The sequence below is a fragment of the Nocardioides alcanivorans genome, assembly GCF_021555175.1.
Taxonomy (GTDB): Bacteria; Actinomycetota; Actinomycetes; order Propionibacteriales; family Nocardioidaceae; genus Nocardioides; species Nocardioides alcanivorans.
On the sequence record NZ_JAKGRW010000009.1, the window covers coordinates 98333 to 114387 of the forward strand.

A 16055-nucleotide genomic window follows, 5' to 3' on the forward strand; every position below is an offset into this window, starting at 1 on the left:
GAGACTGCAGCCACCCGCAGCGCGACCACCGCGAAGCCACCCGCAGAGCCAGGAGAGTCGAGAAGTGACCGACGATGTGCACGTCACCCGCACCGGCCGAGTCGGTCGGATCATCCTGACCCGCACGAAGGCGCTGAACGCGCTCAACCTGTCGATGGTCGAGCAGATCAACGCGGCGCTCGACGGGTGGGCGAGCGAAGACCTGCGCGCGATCACCATCGAGTCGGCATCCGACCGCGCCTTCTGCTCCGGCGGTGACATCCGGCAGGTCCGGCAGAACACCTTGGACGGCAGGCCGGAGGAGAGCGACCGCTTCTTCGCCACCGAGTACGAGGTCAACGCCAAGCTCGGCGACCACCCGGTGCCGATCGTCTCGCTGATCGACGGGATCTGCATGGGCGGCGGGCTGGGCATCAGCGTGCACGGCCCCTTCCGGGTCGTCACGTCCAACGCCTCGTTCGCGATGCCGGAGACGAGGATCGGCTTCTTCCCCGACGTGGGTGGCTCCTACTTCCTGCCCCGGCTGCCCGGGCACATCGGGGCCTACCTCGGCCTCACCGGTGCCCGCATCGACGCTGCCGACGCGCTGGCGATCGGCATGGCCACGCACCTGGTGGCCCCCGCTGACCTCACCACGATCCCCGACCTCCTCGCTGCGCACGACGGGCCGATCGACTCGGTGCTGCGTGCGCTCGCCCCGGACATCGGGTTGCCGAGCACACTCATGACGCACCGCGAGCAGATCGACCACTGCTTCGGCGCGGCCACCGTCACGGGCATCATCGAACGGCTCGAACGCGACGGCAGTCCGTGGGCGCAGGGGACGCTCGAGATGCTCCACGCAGTGTCGCCGCAGAGCCTGGCGGTGACGCTCGAGCTCATGGCCTGGGGCCGGGAGCGGTCCCTGACCGACTGTCTCGCGATGGAGCGCGCCGCTGCCCGCGACGTCGTCCTCAGCGCCGACTTCATCGAGGGCGTCCGAGCAGCGCTGGTCGACAAGGATCGCGCACCCACTTGGTCCGAGTTCACCGGCCCGGTCGACTCCAGAGCCTGGCTCGACTCGCCGCCGCCGCCGTTCTAGAGCGCGGCATAGACCGTCCCCATCGCCTCGCGCACCTCGGTGAGCGTCTCCTCGGCGACCACATTGGCACGTTCGTTGCCGCGCCGGAGCACCTCCGCGACGTACGACGGGTCGTCGGCGAGCTCGGCCCGGCGCTCGCGGTGAGGCGCCAGGAAGCTGTTGACCGCATCGGTGGTGAGCGCCTTCAGGGCGGCGCTGCCGCGATCGCCGATCTCCTCGGCCAACAGCTCCGGGCTGCTCCCGTTGCAGACGGCGGCCGTGGTCAGCAGGGCGGAGACACCTGGGCGGGCGGCTGGGTCGTAGCTGATGCGACGCTCGGAGTCGGTGGGCGTACGCCGGATCGCGGCCGCGGTCTCGTCGGCGGTCATCGACAGGGCGATGGCGTTTCCGTAGCTCTTCGACATCTTCCGGCCGTCGAGGCCCGGCAACTCGGCGGTCTCCGTGAGGAGCGCCGCGGGCTCGGGGAAGACGCGGCCGTAGCGCTCGTTGAAGCGGCGCGCGATCGTGCGGGTCAGCTCGATGTGGGGCAGCTGGTCCTTGCCCACGGGCACCAGGTTGCCCTTGCAGAAGCAGATGTCGGCCGCCTGGTGCACCGGATAGGTGAGCAGCAGCCCGCTGAGAGCGCGACCCGAGGCGGCGAGCTCGGACTTCACGGTCGGGTTGCGGTGCAGCTCGGCCTCAGTGACCAGGCTGAGGAACGGCAGCATCAGTTGGTTGAGCGCCGGCACCGCGGAATGCGCGAAGATCGTGCTGCGCTCGGGGTCGAGACCGGCAGCGAGGTAGTCGAGCAGTGCGCTGGCGACGTGCCCCGCGACGTCACCGATCGCCTCCCGGTCGGTGATCACCTGGTAGTCGGCGATCAGGACGAACGTGTCGATGCCGGCATCCTGCAGCCGTACCCGCTCCCGGATGGTGCCGAAGTAGTGGCCCAGGTGCAGCCGCCCGGTCGGGCGGTCGCCGGTGAGGATGCGGAACTCCTCAGGATGTTCGGCGATCCGCTGCTCCAGGGCCGGCATACGCGCCACGGTGGCGGCGTAGGAATCCATGTGCTTTCTCCTTCTCGGTCGAGAAGGGCTGCACAGGAAAGACACCACGACCGTCGCGGGCTGCTGTGCAGCCCGCGAACATGCGTCACTCGGCTGCTGGGAGCAGCCACCACCACGCGAGGGTCGTCGTACGCATGTCTTCGATCGTACGCCGCCGCAGCGGCACGTCAGTCCTCGGGCAGCTCGGCGAAGCGGCGCTTGACGTCGTTGTACCAACCGAGCGACTTCTTGGGGTGCATCCAGCGCCCCTTCATCTCCTTGCGGGCAGGCACGTGTGCCTCGTCGCCGGCCTTCACCGCGTCCTTGAGGTGCTGGTCCTGCGCGTTGATCACGTCGTCGGCGGTCTCGCCGGTGTGCGCGAGCTCGCAGGGGCCGCCGAGGTCGGTGCAGGTCATGGTCTTCATGCGGTCTCATCTCCATCTCGTGGTCACACCGGTGCGTCGGTGTCCGTCATGGAGTTGACGGACCCCGGAATGAAAGTGTGACCACCATGGCCGAAAAACTTCCCGACGACCAGACGGCTGCGTTCGAGGCCGAGCGTCCACGGCTGCTGCGGATCGCCACCCAGGTGCTCGGTGACGCCGCCGAGGCGGAGGACGTGGTGCAGCAGGCATGGCTGCGCCTGCACGGCACCAGGACCGAGATCGACAACCTCCCGGGCTGGCTGACCACGGTCACCACCCGTCTCTGCCTGGATCGGCTCCGGGTCAAGGTGCCCATCCCGGATGAGGAGATCGAGGTCGTCGGGACCGCGCCCGACCCGGCCGACGACATCGCCCTGGCCGACACGGTCGGGGTGGCCCTGCAGGTGGTGCTCGATCGGATGAGCCCCAAGGAACGGGTGGCCTTCGTGCTGCACGACAGCTTCGGTTTCGAGTTCGACACCATCGCCTCGGTGCTCGACACCACCCCGGTCGCGGCCCGCAAGCTCGCCTCACGGGCCCGCGCCAAGGTCGCGCAACCCGCGCCGGAGGACCAGCTCGCCGACTGGGAGGTCGTCGACGCGTTCATGGCGGCGGCCCGGGGCGGTGACTTCACCCAGTTGTTGCAACTGCTGGCCCCCGACGCCGTGATCACTGCCGACGATGCTGCGCTGCTGGCCGGCACTCCCGAGCGCATTGCCGGTCGCGAGGAGGTGGCCACCTTCTTCAACGGCGCTGCGCACGCCGCCTTCTCGGTCTTCCTCGGCGAACGCCCCGGTGCCGCCTGGATCCACCGCGGCGAGCCGAAGGTCGCCTTCGACTTCCGCATCGTCGACGGGCGGGTGCAGGAGATCACCTTCCGGGCCGCGCCCGAGCTGCTTGCCGGCGTACGACGCCGCGAGGGTCCGAAGGTCCGCTGAGGTGGCACCGAACGGGTGCAGGTGAACCCTCGCGGGAAGTCGATCGGGTCGGTGTGGCGCCGAACGGGTGCAGGTGAACCGTCGCGGGGACGTGTCCGGGTCTGCTTTCGGCCGTGGTGGGCACCGGGGATCGGAGGAGGTCCCCATGGGCATGGTGCGGGAGTGCATTGAGGTGGCGGTGCCGGTGCGCACCGCCTTCGACCAGTGGACCCAGTTCGAGAGCTTTCCAAGGTTCCTCGCTCGGGTGCGCGCCGTCGACGTGACGCGACCATCGCTGACCCGCTGGGCGGTGCGGCTCGGTCCGGTGAACCACGAGTTCCTGGCCGAGATCGTCGAGCAGCAGCCGGATTCGCACGTGCGCTGGCGCAGTCTGGATCGGCGCCTCGCGCACCGAGGCGACGTGCACTTCGAGGAGGTCGGCCCCAGCCGGTGTCGGGTCACGGTCACGATGACCCTCGACGCGCCGCCGCTGCTCCGCCGCCTGTCGGAGCGGGTGCTCCGGGGTTGGGTGCGCACCGCGCTCGATCACTTCGCGGCCTACATCGAGGGGTTGGGCGATGCGGGGGTGAGTTGGCGCGGTGCCATCCGGGACGGCAGGGTGGAGGATGTGGTCGAGGAGCCGCCGGCGTACCCCGGCTGGCCCCACGGTTGATCGCGATCCCGAGGAGGAGCCGACATGCGCAAGGCGCCGAAGCACGAGTCCACCCCCGACCTTGAGGTGAGCGAGCCCAAGGAGTGGGCCGCCGGCGTACCGGCGGTCAAGAAGGCGCTGGAGTACTCCCTGGCCCAGACGTCGCCCAAGCGGACGGCGTTGACGCTGCTCAACATGAACCAGGTCGACGGCATCGACTGCCCCGGCTGCGCCTGGCCCGACCCGGCAGTCGGGCACCGGCACAAGAACGAGTACTGCGAGAACGGCGCCAAGCACATCAACGACGAGGCGACCTCGCGCCGGATCGGCGCCGACTTCTTCCGCGAGCACCCGGTCTCCGAGCTCGCCCAGCGCAGTGACGAGTGGCTCAACGCGCAGGGCCGACTGACCGAGCCGATGGTGAAGCGGCCCGGCTCCGACCACTACGAGCCGATCGCGTGGCACGACGCGTTCGGGCTGCTGGCCGACGAGCTCAACTCCCTCGACTCGCCGCACGAGGCGGCCTTCTACACCTCAGGACGAGTGAGCAACGAGGCCGCGTTCCTGCTGCAGCTCTTCTCCCGCGCCTTCGGCACCAACAACCTCCCCGACTGCAGCAACCTCTGCCACGAGTCGTCCGGCACCGCCCTCCACGAGACCATCGGGGTCGGCAAGGGCACGGTGAGCCTCGACGACATCCACCACTCCGACCTCGTCTTCGTGGTGGGCCAGAACCCGGGCACCAACCACCCGCGCCAGCTCTCGGCCCTCGAGGAGTGCAAGCAGAACGGCGGCCGGATCATCGCGGTCAACCCGTTGCCCGAGGCGGGGCTCAAGCGCTTCAAGAACCCGCAGAAGCCGCGCGGCGTCGTGGGCAAGGGCACCGACATCGCCGACAAGTTGCTGCAGATCCGCATCGGTGGCGACCTGATGTTCTTCCGGGCGCTCAACCGGCTGCTCCTGGAGGCCGAGGACGAGCGCCCGGGCACCGTGCTCGACCGCGAGTTCATCGATGCGCAGAGCGTGGGCTTCGAGGAGTTCGCGGAGCACGTGCGGGAGACCGACTGGGACGAGGTGTTCGCCGCCTCCGGCCTCACGCGTGAAGAGATCGAGGCGGTGCGCGACGAGGTGCTCCGTGCCGACCGGATCATCGTCTGCTGGGCGATGGGCCTCACCCAGCACGCCCACGCGGTGCCGACGATCCGCGAGATCGTCAACTTCCTGCTGCTGCGCGGCAACTTCGGCAAGCCCGGGGCCGGTGCCTGCCCGGTGCGCGGCCACAGCAACGTGCAGGGCGACCGGACGATGGGCATCTGGGAGAAGATGCCCGACGGTTTCCTCGATGCGCTGCAGGCCGAGTTCGGTTTCGACCCGCCCCGCGAGCACGGGTACGACGCGGTGCGGGCGATCCGCGCGATGGGGGAGGGCCGGGTCAAGGTCTTCCTCGGCATGGCTGGCAACTTCGTGCGGGCCACCCCTGACAGTGACGTGACCGAGGCCGGGATGCGCAGGTGCCGCCTCACCGCCCATGTCTCCACCAAGCTCAACCGCTCCCACACCGTCTGCGGCGAGACGGCCCTGATCCTGCCGACGTTGGGCCGCACCGAGCGGGACCGGCAGACCACTGGCGAGCAGTTCGTCACGGTCGAGGACTCCATGAGCGAGGTCCACCTCTCTCGTGGTCGGCTCGAGCCGGCCTCGCCGTTCCTGCTCAGTGAGGTGGCGATCCTCTGCCGGTTGGCGCGCGCCACGCTCGGTGACCGGGTCGACGTACCGTGGGCCGCCTTCGAGGCCGACTACGACCTGATCCGCGACCGGATCTCGCGGGTGGTGCCCGGGTTCGACGACTTCAACGCCCGCGTGGTGAAGCCGGGCGGGCTGCCGCTGGGCAGCCCGGTCAACGAGGGGCACTTCCGTACGCCGGTGGGCAAGGCGATCTTCACCCGCAACTCCGGCTCGATCCCCGACGTGCCGCCGGGCCACCTGGTGCTGCAGACGATGCGCTCGCACGACCAGTGGAACACCATTCCCTACTCGAGCAACGACCGTTATCGCGGTATCCACGGCGACCGCCGGGTGGTGCTGGTCAACGCCGAGGACCTCGCTGAGCAGGGCCTCGCGCAGGGCGACAAGGTCGACGTGGTGAGTGTGTGGTCCGACGGCGAGCGACGGGCTGCCGACTTCACCGTGGTGCCCTATCCCACGCCGCGCGGATGCGCGGCCGGCTACTACCCGGAGACCAACGTCCTGGTGCCGCTGGGCAGCGTCGCCTCGGGGAGCAACCAGCCGGCGTTCAAGAGTGTGATCGTGCGCTTGGAGCGCGCCAACGCCTGAGCGCAGCGTTCCCGTTGCTCGAGCTTGTCGAGACCTTGCACGTGGGTGTCGTGACCCTGCCCCGGGCCGTGCCGGTGACCCGTTGGTCGAGCTTGTCGAGACCCCGCACCCCGGTGGCCGTGTTGGTGCCCCGTTGGTCGAGCTTGTCGAGACCCTGCCCCGGGCCGTGCTGGTGACCCGTTGGTCGAGCTTGTCGAGACCCCGCCCGGGCCGTGCCGTCCGGGGCAACCTCCCTCGCTGGGGCGGCGCGTCGTGCGCACGGTTCTTCGTGTGGGTTGCGTTGGGTGGGCGCCCGCCGCGGCCAAGCCCCTTGACGCTCCGTCGGCAACCCCGGACGTCCCACCCCGGCCCCGCGTCCCCGTTGCTCGAGCCCGTGCGTCGTTGGTCGAGCTTGTCGAGACCTTGCCCCGCGGGTCTGAGGGGTCTCGACAGGCTCGACCACCGGGATCCCGTTCTCGAGCCCATGGCATCCCCGCCGCTCGAGCCCGTACGTCGGTGGTCGAGCTTGTCGAGACCTCTCCCAGGCTGGTGGCGTGCCTGTGCCCCGGGAGAGCGTGTGTTCTCCCGGGGTGGGCGGGTGGTGCTTGTTTGGCAGGCGCTGCTTCTGGTGTCTTGCCAGCCGTGATGCTCAGTGGCTCTCGGTGGTGTCGTGGGTGCCTTGGGGGTGACCAGCCAGGTCCTGCCGTGCTGGCTGGTCCAGATATACGTTCCGTCCCTGGCCCGTCGGTAACGCCAGTGGCCGTGGGTTTTCATCAGGTGGTGACGTCGACACAACGGCGCCAGATTCTCGGGCCGGGTTTGCCCTGGCGGACCACCCTCACCGGGTGGTTGGTAGGGGTCGATGTGGTCGAGGTCGGCGTCCCAGCTGGAGCGTTCACAGTTGGGATACACACAGTGCGGGTCACGGAGTCGGACCAGGGTGTCCATCCATTCGGGTGGATCGTGACGATCCACTGCATCGGTGCGATTCAAATCCACCACTGGGGTGATGGTCGCAAGGGAACCGTGACGGGCCAGCCAGTCGCGTAGCTGGGTGGTGAGGATCTGTCCGAGCCGGTCGGTGGAGGTGATGCCGTCGCCGTTGAGGCCGAGTTGGTGGGGGTCGAGGCCCAACGCGAACAGGTCCGCGAGGTTGACGTGGGCCATCACCCGCAGTCCACGCCGGCGTCCGAACGGTCCCGGTGTCGTGGCCAACCGACCGGGCTTCACCCCGATCCCCGGGTTGCCCAGCACCGGCTCACCACCCGTCGCCGCAACGTCGGACGGGACGCCGGACGAGGTGCCGGTGCTGTTGGTCGGGGCGGGAGCGTCGACCAGGCCTACGGCCGCGCCGTCGGTGCAGCCGCCGATACCGGCATCGGTACCGATGCCGGTGCTGTCGCTTCCGTCGGTGACGTCGGTACTGCTGTCGCCGCCGGTGGCGCTGTCGGCGTTGGTGTAGTCGAGTGTGGGTTGTTCGGTGTCGTCGGTGAGCCGCCCGATCGCCTTCGCACGACGCTGGTTCACGTCGTCGGTGTCACCCAGGCGCCGCATCGTCTCGGCCTCGGCTGACAACAAGTCCATGAAGCGGGTCAGGTCCAACGAGTCACCAACGGCTTGCAACTCCGAAGTACCAGCGACACCGCCGGCTCCTTCTTCGTGTCCGGCGTGGGGGTGGTGCAGCCACACACCCCAATCCGCCTTCCCCCTCGGCGTGGTGGGGTCTTTGACGAGGTCGGGGTGGAACTTGGCGATGGCCGTCGCCAACCACTTCTCAATCGTCGGCCACCCCGACAGACCAGTGGCCGCGAGGTGCTCGTCGAACCACCGTGCCGCCTCATACGACAGCTTCCTCGTGAGCAGGGCGACACGACGGGCATTCCACCCCGGAACCTCCAGGGCCTCGACCTTCGCCCACAACAGCGGGAGCCGGTGGACCAGGTCGAGGGCGTCGGCGATCAGGGAGAACCCGGCACCACGCGACATCCCACCTGATGCGGCGAGCTCCTCGACCGCGAACAACGCGACATCAGGAGTGCCGTCGCCCGAGATCTTGTCTTCACAGTCGGAGGGAAACAGGGTTTCGTCACCCACCACCGCCTTCGGCTTGTCAGGGGACGGCGGGTGCAGGATCGCCCACTGGTAAGCCAAACGCAGCTTCCTACGGACCATCTTCAACTCGACGACCCGGTCTTCGGCCAGGAAACCAAGCAGGGTCCCGCCATCGAGGTCAGAGACCTCGTACGGCTGGTGGCGGGCGTCGATTTCGATCATGGAACCAGTCCAACATTTGGCTCCGACACAACACGGGGATCACGAACCCAACCTGTGGACAACCACCACCAGGCGCTGCTGGAACGAGGTCTCGACAAGCTCGACCAACGGCGGTGGGCAAGGTCTCGACAGGCTCGACCAACGGGGGTGGGTCTCGACAAGCTCGACCTCCGGTCCGGTCTCGACAGGCTCGACCAACGGGGTGGGTCTCGACAAGCTCGACCAACGGGGTGGGCGAGGCGGGTCTCGACAGGCTCGACCACCGAACCGGGCTTGACCAACGGATGGGCGAGGCGGGCTCGACCAGTGGATGACGGAATACCCGGCGCGGGGTCACGGTTGTCACCTCATGACACTTCAAGGTGAGTACGAGCCGAGCAGTCAGCAGTGGGTCCGCGACCAGGTGGCGGCCTACGAGGCGTCGGGCGGCGCGGAGGCCAATGTCCTCCCGGGCACCGACGACAAGATCGTGGTGATCACCTCCGTCGGCGCGAAGTCGGGCAAGCTCCGCAAGAATCCGGTGATGCGGGTGGAGAAGGACGGCGTCTACGCCGCCGTCGCCTCCAAGGGTGGAGGCCCCGAGAATCCCGACTGGCACGACAACTTCGTCGCGCACCCGTTGGTCGACGTACAGGACGGCCCCGAGGCCAAGCCCTACCGCGCCCGCGTGACCACCGGCGAGGAGCGCGCGGTCTGGTGGGCGCACGCGGTGGCGACGTGGCCGACGTACGCCTCCTATGCGGAGAAGACCGACCGCGAGATCCCGGTCTTCGTGCTCGAACCCGTCGAAGACTGACGACCTGACGACGTCCTGCATCCCGGTTGCCCGCGCGACCGGGATGCAGGACGTCGTGCGTCTCCGGAGAGGTGAAGCCGCACTGAAACCACGGTGAAACCGGCGGCGCCCATGCTCCTTCCATCGGCCGGGTGGACCCCCGGCCCGGAAGGGAGCAACCATGACTGCCACCAACGCAGTGCACGCCACGGGCCTGGTCAAGGCCTTCGGCAATTTCCGTGCCGTCGACGGCATCGACCTCGAGGTACGCCGCGGCGAGATCTTCGGGGTCCTCGGGCCCAACGGCGCCGGCAAGACCACCACCTTGAGCATGCTCGCCACGCTGCTGCCGATCGACGGCGGCCGGGCGGAGATCTTCGGAGTCGACGTACACAAGCAGCCGCACAAGATCCGTCAGCTCGTCGGCGTGACCGGGCAGTACGCCTCCGTCGACGAGAACCTCACCGGCTCGGAGAACCTGATTCTCTTCGCGCGCCTCCTCGGGCAGTCCACCGCCCAGGCACGGCGTACGGCGGCCGATCTGCTGGGTCGCTTCGGGCTGGAGGAGGCCGCTGACCGCCAGATCCAGAACTTCTCCGGCGGCATGCGACGCCGCCTCGACCTGGCTGCCTCACTGATCGCGCGACCGCCGCTGATCTTCCTCGACGAGCCGACCACCGGCCTCGACCCGCGTACCCGCGGACAGATGTGGGACACCATCAGGGAGCTCGTCGCGCAGGGGTCGACCATCCTGCTGACCACGCAGTACCTCGACGAGGCCGACCAGCTTGCTGACCGGATCGCGGTCATCGACCACGGCCGCAAGGTCGCTGAGGGCACCCCCGACCAGCTCAAGGCCAGCGTCGGCAGCTCGACCCTGCACCTGCGCGTCGCCGACCGCGACCAGGTGGCTCGGGCTGCCGAGATCGTCGAGCGCATCCTCATGGAGGCGCCGGTGCTCACCCCCGAGGCAGGCGGACTCAACGCCGCACTCGCCGACACCAACCAGGCAGCCGACGTACTCATCGCGCTGCGCCAGGGCGGGGTCGACATCACCACCGCCGCCGTCCGCCAACCCACCCTCGACGAGGTCTTCCTGACCCTCACCGGTCACCACGCCGAGGACGACGAAGAGGAGGTGGCCTGATGACCACACTGCTTCCTGACGCTCCAGCAGCTGCTGCGACGACGACCCCCGAGCGGGTGCTCGCCGCGCGACCGTCGCTCAAGGAGACGGTCCACCAGACCCTCGCCATGGCCTGGCGAGCAACCAAGAAGATGCGCCGCAACCCGGAGCAGTTCTTCGACGTGACGATCCAGCCGGTGCTCTTCACCGCGATGTTCGCCTACATCTTCGGCGGCGCGATCTCGGGATCCGTCGCGAGCTATCTGCCGCTGATCATCCCCGGCATCCTCGCGCAGACCGCCCTCACCGCCTGCATGGCGACGGGCACGCAGATGCGGGAGGACATGGACAAGGGCGTCTTCGACCGGTTCAAGTCGCTGCCGATCGCACGGATCGCCCCGCTGGCCGGACCGATGCTCGCCGACGTGGTCCGCTACGGCATCGCGGCGACGATCACGATCGGGGTCGGCCTCGCCATGGGCTACCGCCCCGGTGGAGGCGTGCTCGGCGTCGTCGCGGGGTGGGCGTTGACCGTCTTCGCCGGCTGGTCGCTGTCGTGGATCTTCGCGTGGCTCGGCACGGTGGCGCGCTCGGCGCAGGCCGTGCAGGGGATCGGCATGATGATCATGTTCCCGCTGACCTTCCTCTCCAACGCGTTCGTGCCGATGGAGACGCTCCCGGGTTGGCTTGAGGCCTTCGTGAAGATCAATCCGGTCTCCCACGTGGTGACCGCGGTGCGTGACCTGATGAACGACGGCAATCTCACCGGCCAGGTCGGTTGGGCGCTGTTCGGCTGCATCGCCGTGGTCGCGATCTTCTCGCCTCTCGCGGTTCGGAACTACTCCCGCAAGATGTGATGCCGTTGCTCGACCTCCGACCTCGTTGCTCGACCTCCGACCTCGTTGATCGAGCTCCGGTCCCGTTGATCGAGCTCCGGTCCCGTTGATCGAGCTCCGGTCCCGTTGATCGAGCTCCGGTCCCGTTGATCGAGTTCCGGTCCCGTTGATCGAGCTCCGGTCCCGTTGATCGAGCTTGTCGAGATCACTGACGGGGTCTCGACAGGCTCGACCTCCGGGGGTCTCGACGGGCTCGACCTCCGGGGGCTCGACCGCCGGAGGCGTTACAGGATCTGTTCGACGGCGGCGCGGGCCTGGTCGATGAGATCGGGGCCGCGCCGTCCGGCGTACTCGGCCTGCAGCGTGTCGACCAACCCCGGTGCGCGCTCGTCGCAGAGCACGCGCATGCGCTCCCAGCGCATCGTGGGTGCGAAGCCGGGGTAGGCGAAGCGGTTGCCGAGCACGAGCAGGCGGACGGCGTCGGCCACCCGGCTCGGTTGCTTGAGCAGCGCCCAGACACCGATGCCGACGAGGGCGAGCCCGGCGACGGGGTAGTCCATGAAGGGACGCTGCGGGTCGAGCACGTCGCGGGCCTTCGCGGCCAGGGACTCCCACAGCTCGACGCCGTCATCACCTTCGCCGTACTGCGCGAAGGCGGAGAGCGCGGTGGCCTCGGCATGGATCGACCACGGTGTGAGCAGGTCGTTGCGACCGGGCAGATGCAGGGCGTGGGCGTGCTCCACGGCCTCGCGGTGCAGTCTCAGGCCGGTGGGTACGTCGCCGCTCGCCAGCGCGATCTGCGCATGCGTGGCGGTCAGGTCGGTGCCGGGGTGGCGCCGATCAGATCCTCATCGATCTCGTCGAGGATCCGCCGGGCTCCGTCGAGGTCACCCTGTTCCAGTGCCGCGACGGCAAGCACGGCTCGCCCCTGCACGACGTCGTCGAAGGCACCCAACTGTTCGAGCACCGGGATGGCTGCGCGGGAGTGGGCGGCAGCGCCTTCCGTGTCGCCGAGCTGGGCATGGAGGCCGGAGAGCTCGGTGTCGAGCATCGCCCGGCGCCAAGGTCCCTCCTCCTCCGGCACCAACGCGAGCGCTTCACGGGCCGCGTCGATGGCGCCCTGCGGATCGGCGCTGTTCTCCAGCTCGTGGGCGGCGAACTGCAACGACAGGCCACGCACGAGCGGGTCGGGGTCGGTGGTCAAGTCGGCCCGGTCGCCCTGGACCTCGGCGAGCATCACCGTCGTCAGTGCCCGGACGGACGGCACCGAGGAGTCGGCGCCGAGCTCTCCCAGCAGCGCCAACAGAGGGTCGACCGTGGCGGGGGATGCCAGTCGCGCGTTGAAGAGGGCCGTGCAGAGAGCGACCCGGACGGAATCGGCGAGTTCAGGCGGTGGCGTCCACCCCTCGAGCGCTTCGGCAAAGGCAGGGGTCGAGGTCATGCTGCGGAAGTGGTCCCCGCTGATTCCCCAGTAGCCGGCGAGTGGTCCGAAGAGTACCGATGAGGCTGCGGGGTCAGGTGCGGCGAGCGCCTCGCGCAGCACATCGGCAAGGTTGGTCTCCTCGGCGCGCAACCTTGCCATCGCCTCGACCTGTGTGGGGCTGAAGAGCTGGCGACCCCACGTGTCGGCGTACTCGACCGCCCAGGCGCGGACCGCGGTGCTGATCTCGGTGGCCTCGCCCACGGTCTCGGCTTGCAGCCGACCGAACTCACGCACGGTCTCGAGCATTCGGAAGCGGGTGCCGCCGTCGGTGTCGGTGACGACGAGCAGGGACTGCTCGACCAGATCCTCGACCGCGTCGAGTCCGTCGCCACCCAGCACCGCGTCGGCGGCGTCGAGGGTGAAGCCGTCGTGGAAGGCGGAGAGGAAGCGCAGCGCGCGGCGTTCACGCTCGGCCAGCAGGGCCCACGACCAGTCGATGACCGCGAGCAGGGTGCGGTGCCGGTCAGGTGCGCTGCGGTCGCCGCCGCGGAGCAGCGCGAACCGGTCGTCGAGCCGGCGCGCGATCTCGGCGGGAGCCATCACCCGCACCTTTGCAGCGGCGAGCTCGATGGCCAGCGGCAATCCGTCGAGGCGGTCGACGACACTGTGGATCTCGGTGTCGTCGAGACGTACGCCGGGTCGTGCGGCCGACGCCCGGGCGCGGAAGAGCGCGATCGCGTCGTCGCTGCCGAGGTGCGGGAGTTGGTGCACGTGCTCGGCTGCAATCGCGAGCGGTGCGCGGGTGGTGGTGAGCACCCGCAGCTCGCGGGTGGTCGCGACGAGGAAGGCGACCAGGTCGGCCGCCGCGTCGACGACGTGCTCGCAGTTGTCGAGCACCAGCAGCGTGGGAGCCTGGTCGAGCTGTTGCGCAATACGGGCACGTACGTCAGCGCGCTGCTCGGGTGTCAACGCTCGGCGGCCGCTCACCGAGTCACGCACGCCGAGCACGGAGCCGACCTCGCCGACCACGTCATCGGGAGAGGTGACGCCGACGAGCTCGACGAAGTGGACCACCGGCTGGGGAGCCTCGCGGGCGACCGCATGGGCGAGCCGAGTCTTGCCGAGACCGCCCGGGCCGACGATGGAGACCACCCGCGCGGAGGTGAGCAGTCCGCTGATGCTGCGCAGGTCGTCGGCGCGGCCGAGCAGGGGAGGCGTCGTACATCAGGCCCTCGCGCACGGGACGGTCGGCCGCCAGCAGCTCGCGGTGGACGCGCTGGAGCTCGGCGCCGGGGTCGGTGCCGAGCCGATCGGCCAGGTCGGCGCGGTGGGTCTCGTAGCGTTCCAACGCGGCAGCGGGTCCGCGGGCGGCGGCGAGCGCGTGGAGGAGATCGACGAGGAGGGGCTCGTCGTCCTTCGACCGGTCGGCGATCGCCTCGAGCTCGGGGAGGGCCTCGGCGGCGCGGCCGGTGCGGACGAGCGCCCGAGCCCGGACCTCCCGCGCAGCCTGCTGGTCGCGCTCCGCGCCCATGAGTACGTCGCCGAGTGGCCCGTCGGGCGCGTCGATGAGTGGTCCGCGGGCCGTGGCGAGGGCGTTGTCCGCATGGAGGAGGGCCTGGGCCGGGTCGGTGCCGAGGCAGCCGCTGGCGAGCCGGGTCTCCGTGTGGAGGTGGAGCACGTCGACCTGGTCGTCGGTGAGCGCGAGCCGGTAACCGTCGCCGTCGGTGCGGAGGTGCTCCGCGCCGATGACCTGCCGCACCCGGGAGACCAACACCTGCAGGGCCTTGCCGGGATTGGCGGGGGTGCCGTCGCCCCACACTTGGGCGACGAGCCGCTCCGCACTCACCGTGCGCCCGGCGTCGACCAGCGCTGCGAGGAGGGCCTGTGCCCGATCACCGGGGACTGCTCTGCCTTGCCAGCGCACTCCGTCGAGGAGCGTCAGCAGGATCGGCACGTGGGGAAGTCTACGGACCGCGGCCCGGGGCGCAGCCAAGTCAGGCGGACTCGGCACGCATCGGTGCCGTCACGTGTCGGACCCGTCCCTGGCTCAGAGGCCCATCTGCTTGGCGATGATCATCTTCATCACCTCGGAGGTGCCGCCATAGATCCGGTTCACACGGCTGTCGGCATACAGACGCGCCACCGGGTACTCGGTCATGTAGCCGTAGCCGCCGTGCAACTGCAGGCATCGATCGATCACGCGGGAGGCGACCTCGGTGCAGAAGAGCTTGGCCGAGGCTGCCTCGGCCGCGGTCAGCGTGCCCGCATCGAGTGCGTCCAGGGCGCGGTCTGCGACTGCTTGCGCTGCATCGACCTCGGCTTGGCAGGCAGCCAACTCGAACTTCGTGTTCTGGAAGGTGACCAGGGCCTTGCCGAAGACCTCGCGCTGGCGCACGTAGGCGACGGTGAAGTCGATCGCTGCGCGAGCCTGGGCGTATGCCGCGAAGGCGATGCTCAACCGTTCCTTCGGCAGGTTGTCCCCCAGGTAGTGGAAGCCCTTGTGCTCCACGCCGAGCAGGTTCTCCCGGGGCACCCGTACGTCGTTGAACGCCAACTCGGCGGTGTCCGAGGCAAGCAGGCCGACCTTGTTCAGCTTGCGTCCCACCGAGAACCCCGGCGTCGTGGTGTCGACGACCAGCAGGGAGATGCCGAAGCGGCGGTCGGTCTCGCTGGACGGGGCAGTGCGGGCGCAGACGATGATGCGGTCCGCCTGCGCTCCGCCGGTGATGAATGTCTTGGCGCCGTTGAGGACGTAATGGGTGCCGGTGTCGTCAAGACGCGCACTGGTGGTCATCCCCGCCAGGTCGGATCCCGTGCCTGGCTCGGACATGGCGATGGCAAACATCGTCTCGCCCGTGACGAAGCCGGGCAGCCAGGCCTTCAGCTGCTCCGGTGTCCCCAGCTGCAGGAGGTAGGGGAGACAGAGTGCGACATGGACGCCTGAACTGCCGAGGATGATCCCAGCGCGAGCCGTCTCCTCGCACTCGATCGCCGCGAACTTGAATGACGTCACCCCGGCGCCGCCGTACTCCTCGGGGACCTCGATGCCGAACATGCCCAGGTCGCCGAGCTTGCGATAGAGCGAGCGGGGAACCGCGCCGGCCGCCATCCACTCGTCGTAGTGGGGGACGACCTCGGCCTCGATGAACTTCCGCAAGGTGAGCCGGTAGGACTCGTGATCCTCGTTGAAGACTGTCCGTTCCATGGG

The 16055-nt window shown here is 69.2% G+C and carries 14 protein-coding genes; 8 read left to right on the top strand and 6 right to left on the bottom strand.

The genetic code is table 11. The features are described 5' to 3' along the window. The first annotated feature begins 64 nt into the window (after nt 1-64). A complete protein-coding gene (locus L1066_RS05195; protein WP_235735296.1) occupies nt 65-1081 on the top strand; it encodes an enoyl-CoA hydratase/isomerase family protein in 1017 nt (338 codons plus the stop codon). On the opposite strand, the gene trpS is transcribed toward L1066_RS05195, so the two are convergent. Both trpS and L1066_RS05205 read right to left on the bottom strand, forming a co-directional pair. Beyond that, on the bottom strand, nt 1078-2127 hold the full coding sequence (gene trpS / locus L1066_RS05200; protein ID WP_249224273.1) for a tryptophan--tRNA ligase: 1050 nt from the start codon (nt 2125-2127) through the stop codon (nt 1078-1080). The two genes, L1066_RS05195 and trpS, sit on opposite strands and share 4 nt — an antisense overlap. Nucleotides 2128-2294: 167 nt before the next feature. Next, nucleotides 2295-2531 (bottom strand): DUF1059 domain-containing protein, encoded by a 237-nt coding sequence (locus L1066_RS05205; protein ID WP_235735297.1) that lies wholly within the window; start codon nt 2529-2531, stop codon nt 2295-2297. A gap of 86 nt (nt 2532-2617) precedes the next feature. Between L1066_RS05205 and L1066_RS05210 the strand changes: the two genes are divergently transcribed. The 7 genes from L1066_RS05210 (at nt 2618) to L1066_RS05240 (ending at nt 11445) form a co-directional block, all read left to right on the top strand. Continuing rightward, on the top strand, nt 2618-3469 hold the full coding sequence (locus tag L1066_RS05210) for a sigma-70 family RNA polymerase sigma factor (RefSeq protein ID WP_235735298.1): 852 nt from the start codon (nt 2618-2620) through the stop codon (nt 3467-3469). 145 nt (nt 3470-3614) lie between these two features. Beyond that, nucleotides 3615-4121: an SRPBCC family protein gene (locus tag L1066_RS05215; protein WP_235735299.1), complete on the top strand. Its 507-nt coding sequence runs from the start codon at nt 3615-3617 to the stop codon at nt 4119-4121. A 24-nt stretch (nt 4122-4145) separates the two neighbouring features. Beyond that, entirely contained in the window at nt 4146-6434 is a 2289-nt protein-coding gene (locus tag L1066_RS05220; RefSeq protein ID WP_235735300.1) for an FdhF/YdeP family oxidoreductase, read from the top strand. Between the two features lie 1186 nt (nt 6435-7620). Continuing rightward, on the top strand, nt 7621-7875 hold the full coding sequence (locus tag L1066_RS05225; RefSeq protein WP_235735301.1) for a hypothetical protein: 255 nt from the start codon (nt 7621-7623) through the stop codon (nt 7873-7875). Between the two features lie 1161 nt (nt 7876-9036). Continuing rightward, nucleotides 9037-9483 (top strand): nitroreductase family deazaflavin-dependent oxidoreductase, encoded by a 447-nt coding sequence (locus tag L1066_RS05230; protein ID WP_235735302.1) that lies wholly within the window; start codon nt 9037-9039, stop codon nt 9481-9483. A 160-nt stretch (nt 9484-9643) separates the two neighbouring features. After that, on the top strand, nt 9644-10609 hold the full coding sequence (locus L1066_RS05235) for an ATP-binding cassette domain-containing protein (RefSeq protein WP_235735303.1): 966 nt from the start codon (nt 9644-9646) through the stop codon (nt 10607-10609). Next, nucleotides 10609-11445, top strand: coding sequence for an ABC transporter permease (locus L1066_RS05240; RefSeq protein ID WP_235735304.1), 837 nt, complete (start codon nt 10609-10611; stop codon nt 11443-11445). The genes L1066_RS05235 and L1066_RS05240 overlap by 1 nt, the downstream gene beginning before the upstream one ends. A gap of 263 nt (nt 11446-11708) precedes the next feature. Here the strand turns inward: L1066_RS05240 and L1066_RS05245 are convergent, their stop codons facing one another. From L1066_RS05245 to L1066_RS05260, 4 genes are all read right to left on the bottom strand, one after another. Next, a complete protein-coding gene (locus L1066_RS05245) occupies nt 11709-12167 on the bottom strand; it encodes a hypothetical protein (RefSeq protein WP_235735305.1) in 459 nt (152 codons plus the stop codon). 71 nt (nt 12168-12238) lie between these two features. Next, nucleotides 12239-13990: an ATP-binding protein gene (locus L1066_RS05250; protein ID WP_235735379.1), complete on the bottom strand. Its 1752-nt coding sequence runs from the start codon at nt 13988-13990 to the stop codon at nt 12239-12241. Then, the gene (locus tag L1066_RS05255) at nt 13878-14801 is read right to left on the bottom strand and encodes an AfsR/SARP family transcriptional regulator (RefSeq protein ID WP_235735306.1); all 924 of its coding nucleotides are present in this window, start codon (nt 14799-14801) and stop codon (nt 13878-13880) included. Before L1066_RS05255 ends, L1066_RS05250 begins: the two co-directional genes overlap by 113 nt. A gap of 93 nt (nt 14802-14894) precedes the next feature. After that, the gene (locus L1066_RS05260) at nt 14895-16052 is read right to left on the bottom strand and encodes an acyl-CoA dehydrogenase family protein (RefSeq protein ID WP_235735307.1); all 1158 of its coding nucleotides are present in this window, start codon (nt 16050-16052) and stop codon (nt 14895-14897) included. Between the last annotated feature and the right edge of the window lie 3 nt (nt 16053-16055).

What these genes read in the sequence shown, in the direction of transcription:
- trpS (WP_249224273.1), bottom strand. Translation starts at nt 2,127, where the DNA reads ATGGATTCCTACGCCGCCACCGTGGCGCGTATGCCGGCCCTGGAGCAG.
- L1066_RS05205 (WP_235735297.1), bottom strand. Translation starts at nt 2,531, where the DNA reads ATGAAGACCATGACCTGCACCGACCTCGGCGGCCCCTGCGAGCTCGCG.
- L1066_RS05210 (WP_235735298.1), top strand. Translation starts at nt 2,618, where the DNA reads ATGGCCGAAAAACTTCCCGACGACCAGACGGCTGCGTTCGAGGCCGAG.
- L1066_RS05215 (WP_235735299.1), top strand. Translation starts at nt 3,615, where the DNA reads ATGGGCATGGTGCGGGAGTGCATTGAGGTGGCGGTGCCGGTGCGCACC.
- L1066_RS05220 (WP_235735300.1), top strand. Translation starts at nt 4,146, where the DNA reads ATGCGCAAGGCGCCGAAGCACGAGTCCACCCCCGACCTTGAGGTGAGC.
- L1066_RS05230 (WP_235735302.1), top strand. Translation starts at nt 9,037, where the DNA reads ATGACACTTCAAGGTGAGTACGAGCCGAGCAGTCAGCAGTGGGTCCGC.
- L1066_RS05235 (WP_235735303.1), top strand. Translation starts at nt 9,644, where the DNA reads ATGACTGCCACCAACGCAGTGCACGCCACGGGCCTGGTCAAGGCCTTC.
- L1066_RS05240 (WP_235735304.1), top strand. Translation starts at nt 10,609, where the DNA reads ATGACCACACTGCTTCCTGACGCTCCAGCAGCTGCTGCGACGACGACC.
- L1066_RS05260 (WP_235735307.1), bottom strand. Translation starts at nt 16,052, where the DNA reads ATGGAACGGACAGTCTTCAACGAGGATCACGAGTCCTACCGGCTCACC.